This is a genomic window from Staphylococcus marylandisciuri, from assembly GCF_025519785.1.
GTDB classification, from domain to species: Bacteria; Bacillota; Bacilli; order Staphylococcales; family Staphylococcaceae; genus Staphylococcus; species Staphylococcus marylandisciuri.
This window is the reverse complement of sequence record NZ_JAOPKZ010000007.1, coordinates 46,304-68,067: the sequence shown is the minus strand read 5'-3', so window position 1 is coordinate 68,067 and position 21,764 is coordinate 46,304. Positions and strand designations below refer to the sequence as shown.

The following is a 21,764-nucleotide window of genomic DNA, read 5'->3' as shown; positions in this document are numbered from 1 at the left end:
CAGCTAATAGCTAAATCAATAACTAGAATAGAGTAATATTTCTTGATTTATGAATTATTATAATCACTAATTATTTAAACTATAACTATTAGTTAATCTCAATCTATTCGTAATTATTTCTATTATATACTTTTGAGTTGATATGACAATCATTTCTGTAACTAAGGAGTAAAATTCCACTTTTAAACATTCGGATTTAATTATTACTAGCGATAATAAATTAAAAACAGAAGATAAATTGAACAAAGCGTATAGAACTATTAAAATGTAGTTATAGCTAGCTACATATATGTAGTCAATGCCATCTTTTAAAATAAAATTTCATAATAAATTGCTCTTAAACTATCATATAGTATATCTGGAGTAGCGATATTACTTACTTTTAAAGAAGTGAGAAAAATCATTCTTCTATTAATGTTTGTAAGTAAGAAGGTTTCAATAATGGCATTTATTCGATATAATAAGTTTGAAAGCCATTTCATTATGAAATAGAAAAGGGGAATTTATCATGGCAGAATTACAAAGAGGCCTAGAAGGGGTAATTGCAGCAGAAACGAAAGTAAGTTCAATCATTGATAGTCAATTAACATATGCGGGCTATGATATTGATGATTTAGCTGAAAATGCACAATTCGAAGAAATTGTTTATTTATTATGGCATTATAAATTACCTAATAAGGAAGAACTTAAAGAGCTTAAAGATAAGTTATTTGATTATATGACGTTAAATTCACGCGTTTATAATCACTTTAAGGAATATGCCACAGATCATGTGCACCCTATGACGGCATTACGTACTTCAGTATCTTATATTGCACATTTCGATCCTGATGCAGAAGATGAAGGAGAAGATAAGAAATTTGAAAGAGCAATTCGCATCCAAGCGAAAATTGCTTCGCTTGTCACTTCATTCGCCCGCGTTCGTGAAGGTAAAGAACCAGTTAAGCCTAATAAAGATTTAAGTTACGCAGGTAATTTCCTTTACATGTTAAATGGAGAACTTCCAACAGATGTTGAAGTTGAAGCATTCAATAAAGCACTTGTCTTACATGCTGATCACGAATTAAACGCATCAGCATTTACTGCCCGCTGTGCTGTTTCATCATTATCAGATATGTACTCTGGTATAGTTGCAGCAGTAGGTTCTTTAAAAGGACCATTGCATGGTGGGGCGAATGAACGAGTGATGAACATGTTATCAGATGTGAAATCTGTAGACGCTGTTGATGACTACATCGACGAGAAAATTAAGAATAAAGAGAAGATCATGGGCTTTGGTCACCGAGTTTATAAAAATGGTGATCCTCGTGCTAAGTATCTTAAAGAAATGAGTAAGAAAATAACTAAAGAAACAAATCAAAGTGAACTTTTCGATATTTCAGTTAAAATTGCTGATAAAATGAAAGAAGAAAAAGGGTTAATACCAAACGTTGACTTCTATAGTGCGACAGTTTACCACAGCCTTAATATTCCACACGATTTGTTTACACCTATCTTCGCAGTAAGTAGAACTTCTGGTTGGATAGCTCACATGTTAGAGCAATATAGAGATAATCGCATCATGAGACCACGTGCTCAATACATTGGTGAAACTGAACGTACTTATTTACCAATTGACGAACGTGAATAAGAGCTAGTTAAGTAATATATAACTCTAATCTAGATTTTTAATTATTTAAAGTGGAGGTTTAACTCATGGCAGGAGACAAAATTGTTAAGCAAAATAATGGTTTAAATGTACCAAATGAACCAATCATTCCATTTATCATTGGCGACGGAATTGGACCGGATATTTGGAAAGCTGCAAGTCGTGTTATCGATGCAGCGGTTGAGAAAGCATACAACGGTGAAAAGCGCATCGAATGGAAAGAAGTGCTAGCTGGTCAAAAAGCTTACGATGAAACAGGTGAATGGTTGCCTAACGAAACATTAGAGACGATCAAAGAGTATTTAATTGCTATTAAAGGACCTTTAACTACTCCAATTGGTGGAGGCATTCGTTCTTTAAATGTGGCTTTAAGACAAGAATTAGATTTATTTACATGTTTACGACCAGTGAGATGGTTCAAAGGTGTTCCTTCACCAGTTAAACGTCCTGAAGACACAGATATGGTTATCTTCCGTGAAAACACAGAAGATATTTATGCAGGTATTGAATTTAAAGAAGGTACTGAAGAAGTTAAGAAATTAATTGATTTCTTACAAAATGAAATGGGCGCGACTAATATTCGTTTCCCTGAAACTTCAGGTATAGGGGTTAAACCAGTATCTAAAGAAGGTACTGAACGTTTAGTCCGTGCTGCTATCAAGTATGCTATCGAAAACAATCGTAAATCCGTTACATTAGTGCACAAAGGTAATATTATGAAATTTACTGAAGGTGCATTTAAGCAGTGGGGTTATGACTTAGCTCATAATGAATTCGGCGATAAAGTCTTCACTTGGCAACAATACGATGAAATCGTTGAACAAGAAGGTAAAGAAGCTGCAAACGAAGCGCAAAGTAAAGCTGAACAAGAAGGTAAAATAATTATCAAGGATTCAATTGCTGATATCTTCTTACAACAAATCTTAACTCGTCCAGCTGATCATGATGTAGTAGCTACTATGAACTTAAATGGTGACTACGTTTCTGATGCTTTAGCTGCACAAGTTGGCGGTATCGGAATTGCACCTGGAGCTAACATTAACTACGAAACGGGTCATGCTATTTTTGAAGCGACTCACGGTACAGCTCCTAAATATGCGAATATGAATAAAGTTAACCCTTCATCTGAAATCTTAAGTGCAGTATTAATGTTAGAACATCTAGGTTGGCAAGAAGCTGCTGATAAGATTACAGAAGCAATTGAGACTACTATTGCTTCAAAAGTTGTTACTTATGATTTTGCACGCTTAATGGAAGGTGCAGAAGAAGTATCAACTTCAGAATTTGCTGATGCATTAATCAAAAATATTAAATAACAATGTTTATAATAAAGGGAGCGGGGCAGAAATCTAATTTGAATAAAATGATTTCGTAGTCCCGTCCCGGCAAAGATGTTGAAGAGGCTGAGACATTATATTATGTCCCAGCCTCCTCATTAGAAAAAACTTCGAGGTTTTCGTAAAAATTGCGAAAATCTCGAAGTTTTTGGTTTGGGGCCCCAACAAAAAGAAACTGGTTTATCAGTTTCCACAAGCAAAGCGAGTTGGGGTGGGGCCCCAACAAAAAGAAACTGGTTTATCAGTTTCCACAAGCAAAGCGAGTTGGGGTGGGGCCCCAACAAAAAGAAACTGGTTTATCAGTTTCCACAAGCAAAGCGAGTTGGGGTGGAGCCCCAACACAGAGAAACTGGTTTATCAGTTTCGCCAAGCAATGCGAGTTGGGTCCCACTACAAAAAAATGCTAAGACGTTGTGAAAAGTTATATTCATATCGAGGTCGGGATAAGAGCGGTTAGGGGTTAAGTAGAACTGAACGATGAGCAAAATTGTTGTCCAAATTTTATCTCATCGTGAAAGTTTCTGTCGACAAACAAGCTTTTGGAACGCCGTTAATTGCTTTCCCAAAGCACAGAAACCTATGTCTCAACCTCATCTTAACTTCTTGAAAATTTAAATAAGCTGCAAGTATAGAACTATTTAGGTCTTATCAATTCACTACAGAAATGATTGGTAACTAGAATATTAAAAATATTAATCTTTCAAGAATGTACTTCTACCGTAGAGGGACGATCCATACAAAAATGTTAATATTGCGAATGTATTGTTAAGAAAGTGTTAAGATCTAATGATATATATAAGTTCTCTCTTTAAAAATAGGTTAAAATGCTTTAATGAGGGAGTTAATTAATATTATGTGAACTTTCTCATAAAATTTTTATAATCATTTGTTAAGATTATGTAAATAGTATTTTAAGTAATCAGAATTTGAATTAAAATTTACTTATAGTAGAATTTTTAAATTTTGGAGGTAACTTATGACACAGAAGGTTCTAGTAGTTGATGATGAGCAATCTATAGTAACACTTTTAAAGTATAACTTGGAACAAGCAGGTTATCAGGTGGAAGTAGCATATGACGGAGAAGAAGCGTTAAAAAAAATAGATGACAGTGCTCCTGATCTAGTAGTATTAGATGTTATGTTACCCAAAAAGGATGGCATTGAAGTATGTAAGAACGTTCGAACTAATAAAAATCTAGTTCCAATTTTAATGCTTACAGCTAAAGAAGATGAATTTGATCGGGTTCTCGGCTTAGAATTAGGAGCTGACGATTACATGACTAAACCATTTTCTCCTAGAGAAGTAGTTGCTAGAGTAAAAGCGATATTACGGCGTGCTGTTATGATCAAAGAGATGGAGAACAACGATGATGATGAAGATATAATCATAGGTTCTATTAGAATTAGACCTGATTTCTTTGAAGTATACAAAGATGATGAACTTTTAGAACTCACTCCGAAAGAGTTTGAGTTACTTCTATATTTAATAGAACGACAAGGGCGTGTCATCACGCGTGAACATATGTTGAACTCAGTATGGAATTATGAATTTGCAGGGGATTCGAGAATCGTGGATGTACATGTTAGTCATTTAAGAGATAAGTTAGAAGAAAATCCAAAGCAACCAACCTTAATTAAAACAGTGCGAGGACTTGGCTACAAATTGGAAAGGCCTAAAAATTAATGCTTAAGTTTCATCAGCGTTTACTTATACTACTTTGGTCATTAACCATTGTAAGTTTACTTTTACTCGGTTTCATCATTACACATGTTGTCTCACAAACAGTAGCTGATAGTCATGAAAGGGAACTTGATCATGAAGCCCAGCATTATATTGACTTAGTGAAGGATAATAAAACTAATCAAGTACATAACATAGCTAAAAATAAAGAGTTAACTATACACATTGAGAAAAATGGAAAAGATATTTTTACCACGGAAGGAAAGGTAAAAGTTAATCCAGAAATCAATAATGAAGCGAATCCTTCAACTTATCTATATGATAAATACCATTCAAATCACCGGTTTACTTCAAAAACTTTTAGAGGAAATTATGAAGTAATTATTAGTGGTACTGACGAAAAAATACACAATTTAAAGATTGCAGTATGGAAGTATATCGGTATGATTGGCTTGTTTGTGCTTGTTATGCTGTATTTCGTGGTGCGCCATATCCATCGAACTTATATCCGGCCGATAAATGAAGTGACTTACGCGACGTCACTCCTAGTAGATGGACATTACCATATTAGAATCCCTGAAAGTAACGTTAAAGAAACTAAAGCACTCTTTGTGACCACCAATAATTTAGCGCGTAGATTGCAAATTTTAAATCATGAACAAAAGTTACAAGCCCATCGGTTAACAGCTACAATTGAGAATATACCGAGTTCTATCTTAATGATAAACAATAAGGGAGAAATTGTAGTCGCCAATCAAGCGTACTATGATAATTTTAAACCTAAAAATTATATTATTAACGAGCGTTATACTGATTATTTAGATACAGAATTACAGAGCTACATCGCTCAAGGATTTAAGACAGAAAGGTCTATTTATAAACAAATTAAGCTTAATTTAACTCAAGTTCATGAAAAATATTTTGATATGGCATGTGTGCCTGTGCTTTCATCGACGAGAAAACATCTATATGGTTTGATAGTAGTGTTACATGACATTACTCACCTCAAAAAATTAGAAAACTTGCGCAGAGAATTTGTAGCGAATGTTTCTCATGAGCTTAAAACGCCTATCACTTCTATCAAAGGGTTTTCAGAAACATTACTTGATGGAGCTAAAAATGATGAGACATCATTAGATTCATTTTTAAGTATTATTTATAAAGAGTCAGATAGGATAGAATCACTAGTGACTGATTTATTGGATTTATCTCATATAGAACAACAAAATGTTATTAAGAAAGAGAAGTTTAACTTTTCAGCACTCTGTCTTGAGACGATGATGAACCTTGAACACTTAGCTGAGGAAAAGGACATACATCTACAAGAAGATATTGAACAACAGCTCATTATTAATGGGAATAAATCTAAGCTAACTCAGGTCATAGTCAACTTGCTTAGCAATGCGATAAGTTACTCTAGAGAGGACAGTGAAGTTGTAGTAAGCCTTTATACTGAAGACAACCAGTGTAAACTAGAAGTCAGAGATTCAGGGATAGGTATTAGCGAAGAGGATCAAGCCCACATTTTTGAACGTTTCTATAGGGTGGATAAAGCACGCAGTCGAGACTCTGGAGGCACGGGATTAGGTCTGTCTATTACTAAGCATATTGTAGAGGCTCACAATGGTCAAATTGAAGTAGAAAGCGAACTCGGAGTAGGTACTACCTTTAGAGTAACATTAGAGATTGAATAAATTTATTAAATGAACTGCAATTACAAGTTTGGAGATCTGTAACTTTTAGAAGTTAAACAGTTAAGTAAAACGAATAGCAGTTATAACATATTAGTATATAGGAGTGAATTGAATGGTTGGCATTCTTAATTTCACTCCTATTTATAGGTTTCAGGTTAAACTTAGTTACTGATTACATCTTATCTTAAAGCCAGGCTTAACTGCTTATCATTTAGATACTAGTGTATACAATTGCTAAAGTATTCGGTCATGTTATCGTTTATGGTAAAATGAAAGTAAATCCATGTTGGAGGTTTAAAGATTGAGTAAATTAGTCTTAATAGACGGTAATAGTTTAAGCTTCCGGGCCTTTTATGCTTTACCTCTATTGCAGAACAAAGCCGGAATACACACAAATGCTATTTACGGATTCACCATGCTCCTTGAGAAAATTCTGAAAGAGGAACAACCGGATCACTTCTTAGTAGCATTTGATGCAGGCAAAACGACTTTTAGACACCAAACGTATAAAGAATATAAAGGCGGACGTCAAAAAACTCCGCCTGAACTCAGTGAACAACTACCTTATTTAAGAAAGTTATTAGATGCTTATCGAATCAAACATTATGAGCTTGAACATTATGAGGCTGATGACATAATAGGGACACTGAGTAAAGAAGCTGACAAGCGTAATTTAGAAACCATTATAGTTACTGGTGATCGAGACTTAACTCAATTAGCCACTGATAATGTAACAATTTATTATACTAAAAAAGGTGTGACTGAAGTTGACTATTATACACCTCAATTCATTGCTGAAAAATACAATGGTTTAACGCCTTCTCAGATCATCGATATGAAAGGTTTAATGGGGGATACTTCTGACAACATTCCAGGCGTGGCCGGAGTTGGTGAGAAAACAGCAATTAAGTTACTTAATCAATACCAGACAGTTGAAAATGTATATGAGCATCTGAATGACGTGTCAGGAAAAAAACTAAAAGAGAAGCTTGAAATAAGTAAAAATGATGCTTTAATGAGTAAGAAACTTGCGACGATTAATTGTGATAGTCCACTTGAAGTACGTTTAGATGACACGCTCTTACCTCAAGAGAAGGATGAAACAGATAAGATAGAACTCTTTAAAGAATTAGAGTTTAAACAATTGCTTAACCAATTGGATGAGCATTCAAGTGATAGTTCATCTGCTGACATAACTATTAATCCAACTACTTCAATAGAAGGTATAGAATTCTCGAATCTTGATGACGCCATTATTCACTTTGAAGTAGACGGCGGGAATTATTTGAAAGATGACATTCTGAAATTTGGTATTTACGCTAAAGATAAACATCTGGTAGTTGGTATAGAGGAGCTGACTAAACATCAAGGACTCATCGATTGGCTTGAGCGTAAGGACACTAAAAAAATAGTGTATGATGCTAAGAAGACTTTTGTAGTTGCGCACCGTTTAAACATTAATATACAAAATGTCGATTTTGATATCATGTTAGCTAGCTATATTATAGATCCTTCTCGTTCAATCGATGATGTCAGTTCAGTGGTAAGTCAGTATGACCTTAATTATGTTGATACTGATATTCAAATTTATGGAAAAGGTAAAAAGCGAGCAGTGCCGAACGACGAAGTATTGACGCAACATGTTGCAAAAATACTTCACAGCATAGCAGAAGCTAAACCAAAGATGGTCGAAGAGTTAGAATCACATGATCAATTGGACTTATTGAATAACATGGAGCTTCCTTTAGCATATACCTTAAGTAAAATGGAAGAGATAGGTATATATACTGACAAAGCTGATTTACAGAAAATGGAAGAAGAAATAAAGGAAAAACTAACTGCGCTTGTAAACAAAATTTACGAAGCGGCTGGAGAAGAATTCAACATCAACTCACCTAAACAATTGGGAGTAGTGTTGTTCGAGACGTTAGAGCTTCCAGTAATTAAAAAAACGAAGACTGGATATTCTACTGCAGTTGACGTTCTAGAACAACTACAGGGAGAACATCCTATTATTGACCACATCTTAGAATATCGCCAGCTAGCTAAATTGCAATCCACTTATGTTGAAGGGCTGCAAAAAGTTATCAGTGAAGACAATCGCATTCATACTCGCTTTAATCAAACACTTGCTCAAACAGGTCGCTTGTCATCTGTTGATCCAAATCTTCAAAATATACCGGTGAGATTAGAAGAAGGCAAGCGAATTAGAAAAGCTTTTAAACCTACAAGTAAAGAAAGCGTGATCTTTTCCGCTGACTATTCTCAAATAGAATTACGCGTTTTAGCGCACATTACTGGAGACGAGAGCCTAAAAAATGCTTTTATAAATGATCATGACATCCACGCTGCTACAGCTATGAAGGTATTTAATGTCGAAGCAGATGAAGTTGATAGTTTAATGCGCCGCCAAGCTAAGGCGGTTAACTTCGGAATTGTATATGGTATTAGTGATTATGGTTTGAGCCAGAGTTTAAATATCAGTCGTAAGGAAGCTAAGAAATTTATAGATGATTATTTAGACAGTTTCCCTGGAGTTAAAGAGTATATGAGTGTGATTAAGAAGCAAGCCAAATCTGAAGGATTTGTTGAAACGTTATCAAATAGACGTCGTTATTTACCTGATATAACAAGTAGAAATTTCAACGTTCGTAGTTTTGCTGAACGAACTGCGATGAATACCCCTATACAAGGAAGTGCGGCGGATATAATTAAACTAGCAATGGTGAAATTTGATCGAGAAATTAAAAACACTCAGTTCAATGCTACTTTATTACTTCAAGTTCACGATGAGCTTATTTTTGAAATTCCAAGGGATGAAGTAGAAGCGTTTAGCTTGTTTGTCAAAGATATAATGGAACATGCCATGGACTTAGATGTACCACTTAAAGTTGAATCAAGTTATGGTTCCACGTGGTATGATGCTAAATAGAAAGAAGGTGTTGTCTTGCCTGAATTACCAGAAGTAGAGCATGTTAAGCGGGGCATTGTACCCGAAGTTGAAGGTGCTACTATTAATCAAGTGGAGTTCTCAAAAAAAGTAGTTGAAGGTAAACGTGAAGGACGAGAAACGATCATAAAAGGTCTCGAATTAGAGACTTTTAAGACGTTTACGGAAGGCTTTACAATCGATAGAATAGAACGAAGAAGTAAATATATTTTATTTAATATTTGTAATCATGACACCCATCGAATAATAATTAGTCATTTAGGCATGGCTGGAGGCTTTTTTATTGTTAATAGTTTAGATGACATTGCAGATATAAATTACAGAAAGCATTGGCACGTAATATTTTACCTAAATAATGGGAAAATGCTGGTGTATTCTGATATACGTCGATTTGGAGAAATAAGAAATGTACCTGAAGTTGAAGCTTATCCGCCTATCTTAGAGATCGCACCCGAGCCATTTGATTCTTCAGCAATGGAACACTTCCTTTCAATTTTATCTTTAAAGAAATTTCAACGAAAGCCTATTAAAGATGTGATTCTAGATCATAAAGTCGTAGCAGGGTGCGGAAATATATATGCTTGTGAAGCACTATTTAGAGCAGGCATTCATCCAGCAAGAAAAGTTGAATCTCTAAATTTTCAAGAGCAAAAGATGTTATTCTACTATATTAGAGAAGTTCTTGAAGAAGGAATTCGATATGGAGGTACTAGCGTTTCAAGTTACAGACATGCTGATGGCGCACGTGGTGAGATGCAATTACATCTCAATGTATATAAACAAACGATATGTAAAGTATGTGGACATAGTATTCAAACTCAAGTTATCGCTACTAGAAACTCACATTTTTGTCCCACATGTCAATCATAGAGAAAGAGGGAAATTATGCCTAAAGTTATAGGATTAACAGGTGGAATTGCTACAGGAAAATCTACCGTTTCAAAATTATTATCAGCTCATGGATTTAAAATCGTCGATGCTGATATTGCTTCTCGCCAAGCTGTTAAGAAAGGATCTAAAGGTTTAGAACAAGTAAGAGCAGTGTTTGGAGACGAAGCTATTGACGAGAACGGTGAGATGGATCGAGAATTCGTAGGAGAGATTGTATTTAATCAACCAGAAAAAAGAATAGAACTTAATAACATTATTCACCCCATTGTTAGAGAAATCATGGATATAAAGAAACAACAATACCTTAAAGAGGGTCATAACGTGATCATGGATATACCTTTGCTCTTTGAAAATGGGCTAGAAGATACTGTAGATGAAGTTTGGTTAGTTTACACTTCTGAAAGTATACAAATCGATCGTTTAATGGAGCGTAATGATTTATCCATGGAAGATGCTAAAGCGCGAGTGTATAGCCAAATTTCTATCGATAAAAAACGTCGTATGGCCGACCATGTTATCGATAATCGTGATACTAAATTAGATCTTAAACAAAATTTAGAAAAATTACTTTTAGAGGAAGGCTATATAGAGCAATCACTAGATGACTCAACTAGCTAATTCATTAATTTACATTGAAGAAGTATTTTTGAGAGATAGTTTAATTACTTGATTCTCAAAAATACTTTTTTTAAAACTTATTAGAAACCGCTTTCAAAAATAAAGTTTTATGTTACACTATTATCATAAAGTATAACACATAACTTGAGGGGTGCTTTTTTTATGTCGACAAACATTGCAATTAACGGAATGGGCAGAATTGGTAGAATGGTGTTAAGAATAGCTCTAAAGAATGATAATCTGAATGTTATTGCTATTAATGCTAGTTACCCATCTGAAACTATTGCACACTTAATCAAACATGATACGACTCATGGTAAATACGATTTAGATGTCGAAGCTACATCAAATGGTATTAAAGTAAACGGTAAAGAAATACAATTAGTATCAGAACGGGAGCCGTCTAAACTACCATGGAAAGATTTAAATATAGATATTGTGATTGAAGCTACAGGAGTGTTTAATCACGGTGATAAGGCGCAAGCTCATATCGATGCTGGGGCTAAAAAGGTGCTGTTAACGGGTCCATCTAAAGGTGGTCACGTACAAATGATCGTAAAAGGCGTTAACGACCAAGATTTAGACGTAGATAGTTATGATATATTTAGTAATGCTTCATGTACTACTAACTGTATCGGACCAGTTGCAAAAGTATTAAATGATACGTTCGGGATTGAAAGCGGTCTTATGACAACTGTACACGCCATAACAAATGATCAAAAGAATATAGATAATCCACACAAAGATTTGAGAAGAGCTCGTTCTTGCAACGAAAGTATCATACCTACATCTACAGGTGCTGCGAAAGCACTAAAAGAAGTTATGCCTGAATTAGAAGGTAAGCTTCATGGTATGGCATTACGAGTGCCTACAAAGAATGTATCATTAGTAGATTTAGTGGTCGATTTGAAACAGGAAGTTACTGTAGAGAAAGTTAACCAAGCGTTTAGAAATAACGACTTAGGTGGAGTCTTAGCTACTGAAGATGCGCCATTAGTCTCTTCTGACTTTAATACGAATCCACATTCTGCTATCGTCGATACGCTGAGCACAATGCAAATGGGAGATCATAAAGTAAAAGTAATTGCATGGTATGACAATGAGTGGGGTTACTCAAACAGAGTAGTAGATATTGCAGAACAAATTGGCAATGCCCTGTAATTAGATCATTAAATTCAGGGGCCCCAACACAAAGAAACTGGTAAGACAGTTTCCACAAGCAAAGCAAGTTGGGGTGGGGCCCCAACACAGAGAAACTGGTAAGACAGTTTCTGCAAGCACAGCGAGTTGGGGTAGGGCCCCAACACAGAGAAACTGGTAAGACAGTTTCTGCAAGCACAGCAAGTTGGGGTGGGGGCCCCAACACAGAGAAACTGGTAAGACAGTTTCCGCAAGCACAGCAAGTTGGGGTGGGGGCCCCAACACAGAGAAACTGATAAATCAGTTTCCACAAGCAAAGCAAGTTGGGGCGACTGAAAAACCATGACTGAGACGGCACTCTAGGAAAACGTAAACATTCAATACGACGAATTGTATAAATAGAGAACAGCAGTGGAAGCGGGACAGAAATCTTTTTATTCAAATTAGATTTCTGTCCCGCTCCCTTTTTAGGAATTTATGTCCTCAGACTTTCACTCTCTCTTTATAAAGTTGATTAGTTATTAGCTTTCTTTTGTGATAGTCGCATTTATAGTATAATAATTTGTAATCTATTAGAGAGGATGAATTGACGATGAAGTGCCCTAAATGTAGTGCTACAAACTCACGTGTCGTTGATTCCCGACACGCTGATGATGTCAATGCGATTCGTCGACGTAGAGAGTGCGAGAACTGTGCAACGCGTTTTACTACATTTGAACACATAGAAAAAAGACCTTTAATTGTAGTTAAAAAAGATGGTACACGAGAACAATTTCTACGTGAGAAGATATTAAATGGCTTGGTGCGTTCATGTGAAAAGAGACCAGTACGATATGAACAACTAGAAGAAATAACGAATGATGTTGAGTGGAAACTAAGACATGATGGACAAGCGGAAGTTTCTTCTCGAGCAATCGGAGAACACGTAATGAATAAACTCATGCATGTAGATCAAGTCTCATATGTTCGCTTTGCGTCGGTATATAAAGAATTTAAAGACGTAGACCAACTATTAGCATCAATGCAAGGTATTCTTTCTAAGGAGAAGAGAAGTGACAATAAATGACTATGAATGTTGATGACTACGGACTAAGACCTAAAGACCATTTTGATATAGTTAGACATTTCCAACTTCATCACTCTCACTTAGAAATCATCAATCGTTTGTTCACACCCCTAATTGGCTCTAGTGCTACTGGTCTTTATCTATACTTAGACCAGTTTGCAGACACTCGTGATGAGCAGTTAGTTCATACACATTATACGATTATGAATGAATTGAAGATTAATTTATTAGAGTTTCGTAATAATATGGACGTGTTAGAAGGTATAGGGTTAGTTAAAACTTATGTAAAACATCGCCAAGATGCATCTCACTTTCTATATGAACTGGTACAACCACCGAGCGCTAAACAATTTTTTGACGACCCGATGCTTTCTGTCTTTTTACACAGTGAAATAGGCAATCAGCGTTATCATCAGCTTAAGCGCTTCTTTGAATTCTCAAAGCAAGTTGACCTAAGTGATTTTCAAGAAATAACTTGTAAATACACTGACGTGTTTAAAATTCCAGAAACATTCAGCAAAAATGAAGATAATCGCGTACATCAAGACGACGCTTATAAAGGGTTAGATTTATCTGAAGTTAAGTTTGATTTCGAACTGTTATATGATTTGTTACAATCCCATTTTATAAGTACTAAAATAGTGGACAGTAATGCGAAAAAGCTGATTATTCAGCTTGCAACATTATATGGATTGACGCCAGAAGCGATGAAAAGCATTATCTTGAAGTCTATCACAAGCGCTCAAGAATTATCACAAGAAGAGTTGAGGAAACAAGCTCGCACTTATTATTTTATGGAGCATGGCAAGACGTTTCCTAATCTTCAGGTGCGCTCTAACTATGAACAACCCTCTCTTAACACGAATGGTAAACCCGAGGAAGCTGAAAAGGAGGCTCTGCCTGGAACTGAAGGTTGGTTTGAACTACTCGAAAAGACCAGTCCGATAGATATGTTAGCTTCATGGTCTGAATCGGAACCTACAACGCAACAAAAAAAGATTGTTGAAGAACTGATAGAGAGAGAAAAATTATCCTTCGGAGTTATTAATGTGTTATTACAATACGTAATGTTAAAAGAAGATATGAAACTTCCTAAAAATTATATTATGGAAATCGCATCGAATTGGAAGAAGAAAGGTTTTAACAATTCTAAAGAAGCATACACACATGTAGTTAAACAAGCTTCTAATAAAAAAGAAAAAACAAATCAAAAACGTTACTATAAACCTAATTACTATTCTCGTGAGCTCACGCCGGAATGGCTAAAAAAACGTAAAAAAAACAATAATGAGGAAAGAAAAAATAACAGTGACGAGTCTTCTAAAATAGACGAATCATTACAACAAGATCGCGAAGCTTTCTTGAAATACTTAAATCAAACGTGGAATGGAGGTGACGATGGATGAAGCGTTTTGACGACATTATAGGTAAATCTAAAGGTTTGGATAAAAAGATAGCTCGAATAAAGCATGACGTCATTAACGATCCAGATGTTAAATCATTTTTAGAGGCGCATCGTTCTGAAATTACAAACTCTATGATCGAACGGGATTTAAATATATTACAGGAGTATAGGGACCAACAAAAAACCTATGATGGTCATGCATATAAAGATTGCCCGAATTTCGTGCAAGGCCACGTGCCTGAGCTTTATATCGAAAATAATCATTTTAAAATTCGTTACCTTCAATGTCCTTGTAAACTTAAGCATGATGAAGAAAAATATAATGCTAATCTCATTACTTCTCATCACATGCAAAGAAACACACTTAATGCTCAGTTGAAAGATATTTATATGGATCAAAGAGAGCGTTTAGATGTTGCCATGGCAGCTAATGAAATATGTGAACGGATTAAAAACGGGAGTACCGAGAATTTAAAGGGCTTATATCTGTACGGACCTTTTGGGACAGGTAAGTCATTCATACTATGCGCGTTAGCTAATCAACTTAAAAGAGAAAAAATACCTTCAACTATAGTTTATTTACCAGAGTTTATTCGTGATTTAAAAAGCGGGTTTAGCGATAATACCTTTGAACTGCGATTGAAAAAGGTGAGAGAGGCAAATGTATTAATTCTTGATGATATTGGTGCAGAAGAGACCACCACATGGGCACGCGATGAAGTTATCGGTCCTTTGCTACATTACCGTATGGTACATGAACTGCCGACATTCTTTAGCTCTAATCTTAATTTCACTGAGTTAGAACACCATTTCTCTTTAACCCGTCAAGGTGCAGAAGAGACGAAAGGCGCACGTATCATGGAGCGAATTAAAGCTTTAGCGTTACCATATTATCTAGTGGGTAAAAACTATCGTGATAGTTGAAAATCTGATTAAATGTTGTATAATAGATACGAATATAAATCGGCGTAACATATAAAGGATACGATAATTTGAGCTCTGAACTACAGAGAGCTAGCGAAGATGAGAATCTAGCGTTCAACTCAATTTTATTACTCCCTTTATAAATGATATTTGTAATGAATATCCGGCTCAAGACCGTTATCTTATGTAGAGCTTGTGATCTCTCTAATTAATTATACTGTCTGAGAGATCTAATTAGGGTGGTACCACGAATTCCTCGTCCCTTATGGGATGAGGTTTTTTTATTTTTAAAATTGAAAGTAGGATTGTAAGCACTTCTAACTAGATTGCAGCTATGCGCCGATTAAGAATTTGAAGAGGAGGATTATAAATGGATCAAATTAATATTCAATTTCCTGATGGTAATAGTAAAGCGTTTGATAGAGGTACGACTACTGAGGAGATCGCTCGTTCTATTAGCCCTGGATTAAGAAAGAAAGCGGTAGCAGGTAAATTTAACGGTACAATGGTTGATTTAACACGGCCCCTTGAAGAGGATGGTGAAATTGAAATCATTACTCCGGGTAGTGACGAAGCATTAAATGTCTTACGTCATTCAACAGCACACCTGATGGCACAAGCACTAAAGAGATTGTACGGAGATGTGAAGTTTGGCGTAGGTCCAGTTATTGAGGGCGGCTTCTATTATGACTTTGATATTGATCAAAACATCTCTTCAGATGACTTTGAAAAAATAGAGAAGACGATGAAGCAAATAGTAGATGAAAATCATACTATTAAAAGAGAAGTCGTAAGTCGTCAAGAAGCTAAGGAATTCTTTAAAGATGATCCGTATAAGTTAGAACTTATAGATGCTATCCCTGAAGAAGAGAATGTAACTTTATATTCTCAAGGTGAATTTACAGACTTATGTCGAGGTGTACATGTTCCTTCAACTTCAAAAATTAAAGAATTTAAACTTTTATCTACAGCAGGTGCGTACTGGCGCGGCGATAGCAATAATAAAATGCTCCAGCGTATTTACGGTACTGCTTTCTTTGACAAAAAAGATTTGAAAGCTCACTTGCAAATGCTTGAAGAGAGAAAAGAACGCGATCATCGTAAAATTGGTAAAGAAATGGATTTATTTACTAATAATCAACTTGTCGGTTCAGGACTGCCGTTATGGTTGCCTAATGGAGCGGTTATACGCAGAGAAATTGAGCGCTATATCGTAGATAAAGAACAAAGCATGGGGTATGACCACGTGTATACACCTATCATGGCGAATGTAGAGCTTTATAAAACTTCTGGCCACTGGGATCACTATCAAGACGATATGTTCCCGACGATGAAATTAGATGAGAACGAAGAGATGGTATTAAGACCTATGAACTGTCCACATCATATGATGGTTTACTCTAATAAACCTCATTCATATCGAGAATTACCGATTCGTATTGCCGAGCTAGGCTTGCAGCATCGCTATGAAGCCAGCGGGGCAGTATCCGGTTTACAACGTGTCAGAGGAATGACACTAAACGATGCGCATATCTTTGTTCGACCTGATCAAATTAAAGAGGAATTTAAACGTGTTGTAGAACTTATCATTGATGTTTATAAAGATTTTGGTTTTAAAAATTATACTTTCCGTTTAAGTTATCGTGACCCTGAAGATAAAGAGAAGTACTTTGACGATGACGAAATGTGGACGAGAGCAGAAAGTATGTTGAAAGAAGCGGTAGATGAGTTAGGTCTAGAATACGAAGAGGCGATAGGCGAAGCGGCTTTCTATGGACCTAAGCTAGATGTTCAGGTTCAAACAGCTATGGGTAAAGAAGAAACGCTTTCAACAGCCCAGCTCGACTTCTTGCTACCTAAAAAGTTTGATTTAACATATATCGGTAAAGATGGCGAACAACATCGTCCTGTAGTTATCCATCGTGGAGTAGTGTCTACTATGGAACGATTCGTAGCATTCTTAACTGAAGAAACAAAAGGCGCTTTCCCAACGTGGTTAGCACCAAGACAAGTTGAAATTATACCAGTTAATGTTGATCTTCATTATGATTACGCCCGATCATTACAAGATGAACTTAAATCTCAAGGAGTCCGAGTTAATATCGATGATCGAAATGAAAAAATGGGTTATAAAATTCGGGAAGCTCAAATGCATAAAGTACCTTATCAAGTAGTTGTTGGCGATAAAGAAGTAGAACATAATGAAGTTAATGTACGTCAATACGGTTCTAAAGATCAAGAAACTATGGAACGAGATGAATTTATATGGAACTTAGTAGATGAAATTAGATTGAAAAAGCAAAGATAAACTTGAAATGCTCAGCTTTATAAGGTATATTTAATGCTAGTTAGATAGAAATAAGCTAAATATAAAAAAAGAGTTAGAGGTTGCGGCTTTAATCAGTAAGTTGATGGAGATTTTATGGAATCATAGATATCATCTGAAAGGTAAAGTTGCCGAAATGATGTATAACCATTAATATGCATTGTTGGGCCAGTTATTGAAAGAAACTGGACTGTCACAGATGTGATGTGCTACCTATCATATATTTTAATCGGTTGCATATCCACAGGGTATGCAACCTTTTTACTAGTGCTAGAAATCACTCATAGTGAGCACTAAAGATTGAGATAGAAAGTAACCTCTACTGTTAGAAAGGGAGCTTCTATGGAGAAAAGTTCAAATCAAAATGAAGGAATTCAAAGAGGTCTTAAAGATCGCCATATATCAATGATAGCTATAGGTGGATGTATCGGTACTGGTCTATTTATGACTTCAGGTGGTGCTATCCATGATGCTGGTTCACTTGGCGCACTGCTAGCTTATGCAATAATCGGCATGATGGTCTTCTTCTTAATGACTTCTTTAGGAGAAATGGCTACGTATTTACCGGTTTCTGGTTCATTTAGTACTTATGCTACGCGTTTTGTAGATCCATCACTTGGCTTTGCTTTAGGCTGGAACTACTGGTTTAATTGGGTTATAACCGTCGCTGCAGATGTTACAATAGCAGCACAAGTCATCAAATATTGGGGCCCATTGCAGCATCTTCCTGCCTGGGGTTGGAGCTTAATATTCCTAGTTATTATATTTTCTTTAAATGCTTTATCGGTTCGCATTTATGGAGAGAGCGAATATTGGTTTGCATTAATTAAAGTAGTAACTGTTATTATCTTTATAATTATAGGTTTATTGACGATTATTGGAATTATGGGCGGCCATTATGTAGGATTTGAAACTTTCACTAAAGGCGACGGTCCTATATTAGGTGATGGTTTTGGCGGCAGCTTGCTCTCGATTCTAGGCGTCTTCCTAGTAGCTGGGTTCTCTTTCCAAGGAACTGAATTAATAGGGATCACTGCCGGAGAGTCAAAAAACCCGGAACGAGCGGTACCAAAAGCTATTAAACAAGTATTTTGGAGAATCTTATTGTTTTATATTTTAGCCATTTTCATTATTGGCATGCTCATACCATACGATAGTTCTGCTCTTATGGGCGGCGATAGTGATGTAGCGACTTCTCCATTTACTCTAGTCTTTAAAAATGCTGGCTTAGCCTTTGCAGCATCTTTTATGAACGCGGTTATCTTAACTTCAGTTCTTTCTGCGGGTAACTCAGGGATGTATGCCTCTACGAGAATGCTATATTCTATGAGCAAGGATAAATTAGCTTATCCAGTGTTTGGTAAAACTAATAAGCACGGCGTACCTTACGTTTCGCTGTTAGTTACTGCAGCTATAGTCTTAGCTATCTTCGGTCTGCAACATCTTAGTGGCGATGCTTATAAATATATAGTTGCTGCAAGTGGTATGACTGGGTTTATAGCTTGGGTCGGCATCGCAGTGAGTCATTACCGTTTTAGACGAGCTTTTGAAGCCCAAAATTATGATAAGTCTAAGTTAAAGTATCGTGCTAAGTTGTTTCCATTTGGGCCGATTTTTGCAGGTATACTTTGTATAATTGTAATTGTTGGTCAAGACGTGGATTTCATTAAGACTGGGCATTTTGATATTAATCGTTTTATTACGACCTATATGGGGATTCCCATTTTCCTATTCTTCTTCATCTATCATAAATTGAGATATAAAACGAAGAAGATACCTTTAGATAAAGTTGATTTACGACAAGATGTTAAGATGGATGAAATTAAGCATCATTAAAGTTTAATAATCTATTGACTTATAGTTAGAACGTTGGTATGATAACTAATGTTGAATACGAAACGAACCAAGTAGAAGTATCCGCTTCTCACCTGTAGCGACGCGATGAGCAGTTGGCAGGTCACATAACATGTATAAGTCATGTGATAGAAGGGCGGGTACCTACGTGTACCTGCTCTTCTTTTACTTGGTGCTACTTTCGTAAAATTAATGGAGGTGTCAACCATAGCAAAAAATCAAACGCAAGTTAATGAACGTATTCGTGCAAAAGAGATTCGTCTCATTGGGCAAGATGGCGATCAAATAGGTGTTAAATCTAAAAAAGAAGCATTAGACATGGCCGATCGCGTAGGTTTAGATGTAGTAGTAGTAGCTCCTAACGCTAAACCTCCTGTTGCTAGAATTATGGACTACGGTAAGTATAAATTTGAGCAACAGAAGAAAGAAAAGGAAATGAAAAAGAAACAAAAAACAATTAACGTTAAGGAATTACGTTTAAGTCCAACTATTGAAGAACATGACTTTCAAACTAAACTTAAGAACGGACGTAAATTCTTATCTAAAGGCGATAAATGTAAGGTTTCTATTCGCTTCAGAGGTCGTGCTATCACCCATAAAGAAATCGGTCAGCGTGTCTTAGAAAAGTTCGCTGAAGAAACGAAAGATATAGCGACTATCGAGCAAAAACCTAAGATGGATGGTCGCCAAATGTTTATTATGTTAGCCCCTTCAGCTGACAACGAAAAATAATACTAGGAGGAATTTATCATGCCAAAAATGAAAACACACCGTGGAGCAGCTAAACGTGTTAAGAGAACTGGTTCAGGTAAATTAAAACGTTCAAGAGCTTTCACTTCTCACTTATTTGCTAATAAGAACACTAAACAAAAACGTAAATTGCGTAAAGCTAAACTCGTACACAAATCAGACATGAAACGAGTAAAACAATTATTAGCCTACAAGAAATAATAACTAAGCAGACTTAAAGATATTAGAAGGAGGAATTTATTATGCCACGAGTTAAAGGTGGAACAGTAACTAGAAGACGTCGTAAAAAAACGATTAAATTAGCTAAAGGTTACTTCGGTGCAAAACGCACTTTATATAAAACAGCTAAACAACAAGTAATGAAATCAGGTCAATATGCTTTCCGTGACCGCCGTCAAAGAAAGCGTAACTTCCGCAAATTATGGATTACACGTATTAATGCGGCAGCACGTCAACACGATATCAGCTATTCTCGTTTAATGAATGGTTTGAAGAAAGCTGAAATTGATATCAACCGTAAGATGCTTTCAGAAATCGCAATCTCTGACGAGGCGGCTTTCGGCGAATTAGTATCTAAAGCGAAAGAAGCTTTAAAATAATTGAGATAACTATTCCTTCCAAAGATGGTGTACTGACCATTTGGAAGGATTTTTTTTACAGCTAATAAAGGACTCAAGCTAATATTTGTGGTTAAAGTAAGAGATTTAGTTAAGATTTAAAGATGAGGTCGGTATACATTAACGCTATGTCATTATTGGTTAAGAATTGATAAGTATTGTAACTTTGATAAAATAAATTCAGGAATAATACATAAAGGAGATTAATATGTCTAAATATGATGAGATGATCAATGTAGTCCCTCGCAAGATTGTATTCAAAAATGAAGAGAATCAATTTGATGGATTTTTAAGTAAAGATACAATTCAGGGTTCAGAGATTATGGACGCCTTAAAATCATATGAAATAAAACGGCGTGGAGATATGGAAGATGATCCCAAGTATAAACAACTCGTGTCATACTGTTTATTAGAAAATTATGAAGGTCAGTTGCTCGTATATAAACGACTTTCAGGTGGTGGCGAATCCCGCTTACATGGTCAAGGTTCAATCGGAGTTGGCGGCCATATGAATGAAGTAGTTGGCGCAGAAGATATTAATGAAGTATTACGTACTAATGCGCAAAGAGAGTTAGAAGAAGAGGTCGGCTTAGACTTTCAAAAAACTCAAAATCTAGAATATTTAGGCTTTATTAATGATGACACAAACGAAGTAGGACAGGTTCATTTGGGTGTAGTATTTAGTATTAAAGTAGATCGGGCTGATGTTGAAGTTCAGGAAACAGATACGTTATCTATAGATTGGGTTAATAGAGAGGAAATTAAAGATTTAAGTCAATTTGAAACTTGGAGCAGTCTCATACTAGAAGCACTTTAATTGAGGTGAGGAGAGTTGTCTGACATTATTCCATTTCCACGAGCAC

At 35.8% G+C, this 21,764-nt stretch carries 19 protein-coding genes, 1 riboswitch and 1 other annotated feature; all 19 genes read left to right on the top strand.

Features of this window, described 5'->3' with window-relative positions; translation table 11 throughout:
* The first annotated feature begins 508 nt into the window (after positions 1-508).
* The 19 genes from N9R04_RS05355 to N9R04_RS05265 all read left to right on the top strand — a co-directional run bounded on the left by N9R04_RS05355 (position 509) and on the right by N9R04_RS05265 (position 21,718).
* On the top strand, positions 509-1,630 hold the full coding sequence (locus N9R04_RS05355) for a citrate synthase (RefSeq protein ID WP_262855542.1): 1,122 nt from the start codon (positions 509-511) through the stop codon (positions 1,628-1,630).
* Between the two features lie 65 nt (positions 1,631-1,695).
* Positions 1,696-2,964 carry an NADP-dependent isocitrate dehydrogenase gene (gene icd, locus N9R04_RS05350; protein WP_262855541.1) on the top strand — a complete coding sequence of 423 codons (1,269 nt, stop codon included), beginning with the start codon at positions 1,696-1,698 and terminating at the stop codon, positions 2,962-2,964.
* Positions 2,965-3,138: 174 nt separating this feature from the next.
* Complete coding sequence (locus N9R04_RS05345) at positions 3,139-3,402, top strand: hypothetical protein (RefSeq protein ID WP_262855540.1); 264 nt, start codon at positions 3,139-3,141, stop codon at positions 3,400-3,402.
* 559 nt (positions 3,403-3,961) lie between these two features.
* Entirely contained in the window at positions 3,962-4,669 is a 708-nt protein-coding gene (locus N9R04_RS05340) for a response regulator transcription factor (protein ID WP_262855538.1), read from the top strand.
* The gene (pnpS, locus tag N9R04_RS05335; RefSeq protein WP_262855537.1) at positions 4,669-6,360 is read left to right on the top strand and encodes a two-component system histidine kinase PnpS; all 1,692 of its coding nucleotides are present in this window, start codon (positions 4,669-4,671) and stop codon (positions 6,358-6,360) included. Before N9R04_RS05340 ends, pnpS begins: the two co-directional genes overlap by 1 nt.
* 301 nt (positions 6,361-6,661) lie before the next feature.
* Positions 6,662-9,292: a DNA polymerase I gene (gene polA / locus N9R04_RS05330; RefSeq protein ID WP_262855536.1), complete on the top strand. Its 2,631-nt coding sequence runs from the start codon at positions 6,662-6,664 to the stop codon at positions 9,290-9,292.
* Between the two features lie 15 nt (positions 9,293-9,307).
* Positions 9,308-10,180, top strand: coding sequence for a bifunctional DNA-formamidopyrimidine glycosylase/DNA-(apurinic or apyrimidinic site) lyase (mutM, locus tag N9R04_RS05325; protein ID WP_262855535.1), 873 nt, complete (start codon positions 9,308-9,310; stop codon positions 10,178-10,180).
* Between the two features lie 15 nt (positions 10,181-10,195).
* Positions 10,196-10,819 carry a dephospho-CoA kinase gene (gene coaE, locus N9R04_RS05320; protein WP_262855533.1) on the top strand — a complete coding sequence of 208 codons (624 nt, stop codon included), beginning with the start codon at positions 10,196-10,198 and terminating at the stop codon, positions 10,817-10,819.
* Positions 10,820-10,981: 162 nt separating this feature from the next.
* Positions 10,982-11,980 carry a type I glyceraldehyde-3-phosphate dehydrogenase gene (gene gap, locus N9R04_RS05315; protein WP_262855532.1) on the top strand — a complete coding sequence of 333 codons (999 nt, stop codon included), beginning with the start codon at positions 10,982-10,984 and terminating at the stop codon, positions 11,978-11,980.
* 68 nt (positions 11,981-12,048) lie between these two features.
* Positions 12,049-12,255: a hypothetical protein gene (locus N9R04_RS05310; RefSeq protein ID WP_262855531.1), complete on the top strand. Its 207-nt coding sequence runs from the start codon at positions 12,049-12,051 to the stop codon at positions 12,253-12,255.
* 296 nt (positions 12,256-12,551) lie between these two features.
* Positions 12,552-13,025, top strand: coding sequence for a transcriptional regulator NrdR (nrdR, locus tag N9R04_RS05305; RefSeq protein ID WP_262855530.1), 474 nt, complete (start codon positions 12,552-12,554; stop codon positions 13,023-13,025).
* A complete protein-coding gene (gene dnaB, locus N9R04_RS05300) occupies positions 13,022-14,431 on the top strand; it encodes a replicative helicase loading/DNA remodeling protein DnaB (RefSeq protein WP_262855528.1) in 1,410 nt (469 codons plus the stop codon). The genes nrdR and dnaB overlap by 4 nt, the downstream gene beginning before the upstream one ends.
* A complete protein-coding gene (gene dnaI / locus N9R04_RS05295) occupies positions 14,428-15,354 on the top strand; it encodes a primosomal protein DnaI (RefSeq protein WP_262855527.1) in 927 nt (308 codons plus the stop codon). Before dnaB ends, dnaI begins: the two co-directional genes overlap by 4 nt.
* Before the next feature lie 370 nt (positions 15,355-15,724).
* Positions 15,725-17,662: a threonine--tRNA ligase gene (thrS, locus tag N9R04_RS05290; protein ID WP_262855526.1), complete on the top strand. Its 1,938-nt coding sequence runs from the start codon at positions 15,725-15,727 to the stop codon at positions 17,660-17,662.
* A 66-nt stretch (positions 17,663-17,728) separates the two neighbouring features.
* A riboswitch (Lysine riboswitch) is annotated at positions 17,729-17,900 on the top strand.
* A 122-nt stretch (positions 17,901-18,022) separates the two neighbouring features.
* Positions 18,023-19,516 carry an amino acid permease gene (locus N9R04_RS05285; RefSeq protein ID WP_262855525.1) on the top strand — a complete coding sequence of 498 codons (1,494 nt, stop codon included), beginning with the start codon at positions 18,023-18,025 and terminating at the stop codon, positions 19,514-19,516.
* A gap of 63 nt (positions 19,517-19,579) precedes the next feature.
* Positions 19,580-19,706: a sequence feature (ribosomal protein L20 leader region), on the top strand.
* Positions 19,707-19,732: 26 nt separating this feature from the next.
* Positions 19,733-20,266, top strand: a complete 534-nt coding sequence (gene infC / locus N9R04_RS05280) for a translation initiation factor IF-3 (RefSeq protein WP_262855660.1) — start codon at positions 19,733-19,735, stop codon at positions 20,264-20,266.
* An 18-nt stretch (positions 20,267-20,284) separates the two neighbouring features.
* Entirely contained in the window at positions 20,285-20,485 is a 201-nt protein-coding gene (gene rpmI / locus N9R04_RS05275; protein WP_049411397.1) for a 50S ribosomal protein L35, read from the top strand.
* Between the two features lie 41 nt (positions 20,486-20,526).
* A complete protein-coding gene (gene rplT, locus N9R04_RS05270) occupies positions 20,527-20,883 on the top strand; it encodes a 50S ribosomal protein L20 (RefSeq protein ID WP_262855524.1) in 357 nt (118 codons plus the stop codon).
* Positions 20,884-21,109: 226 nt separating this feature from the next.
* Positions 21,110-21,718, top strand: coding sequence for an NUDIX domain-containing protein (locus tag N9R04_RS05265; protein ID WP_262855523.1), 609 nt, complete (start codon positions 21,110-21,112; stop codon positions 21,716-21,718).
* The last annotated feature ends 46 nt before the right edge of the window (positions 21,719-21,764 follow it).

Coding starts and splice junctions, on each gene's coding strand:
- N9R04_RS05355 (WP_262855542.1), top strand. CDS start 509: ATGGCAGAATTACAAAGAGGCCTAGAAGGGGTAATTGCAGCAGAAACG.
- icd (WP_262855541.1), top strand. CDS start 1,696: ATGGCAGGAGACAAAATTGTTAAGCAAAATAATGGTTTAAATGTACCA.
- N9R04_RS05340 (WP_262855538.1), top strand. CDS start 3,962: ATGACACAGAAGGTTCTAGTAGTTGATGATGAGCAATCTATAGTAACA.
- pnpS (WP_262855537.1), top strand. CDS start 4,669: ATGCTTAAGTTTCATCAGCGTTTACTTATACTACTTTGGTCATTAACC.
- coaE (WP_262855533.1), top strand. CDS start 10,196: ATGCCTAAAGTTATAGGATTAACAGGTGGAATTGCTACAGGAAAATCT.
- gap (WP_262855532.1), top strand. CDS start 10,982: ATGTCGACAAACATTGCAATTAACGGAATGGGCAGAATTGGTAGAATG.
- nrdR (WP_262855530.1), top strand. CDS start 12,552: ATGAAGTGCCCTAAATGTAGTGCTACAAACTCACGTGTCGTTGATTCC.
- dnaB (WP_262855528.1), top strand. CDS start 13,022: ATGACTATGAATGTTGATGACTACGGACTAAGACCTAAAGACCATTTT.
- dnaI (WP_262855527.1), top strand. CDS start 14,428: ATGAAGCGTTTTGACGACATTATAGGTAAATCTAAAGGTTTGGATAAA.
- thrS (WP_262855526.1), top strand. CDS start 15,725: ATGGATCAAATTAATATTCAATTTCCTGATGGTAATAGTAAAGCGTTT.
- N9R04_RS05285 (WP_262855525.1), top strand. CDS start 18,023: ATGGAGAAAAGTTCAAATCAAAATGAAGGAATTCAAAGAGGTCTTAAA.
- rpmI (WP_049411397.1), top strand. CDS start 20,285: ATGCCAAAAATGAAAACACACCGTGGAGCAGCTAAACGTGTTAAGAGA.
- rplT (WP_262855524.1), top strand. CDS start 20,527: ATGCCACGAGTTAAAGGTGGAACAGTAACTAGAAGACGTCGTAAAAAA.
- N9R04_RS05265 (WP_262855523.1), top strand. CDS start 21,110: ATGTCTAAATATGATGAGATGATCAATGTAGTCCCTCGCAAGATTGTA.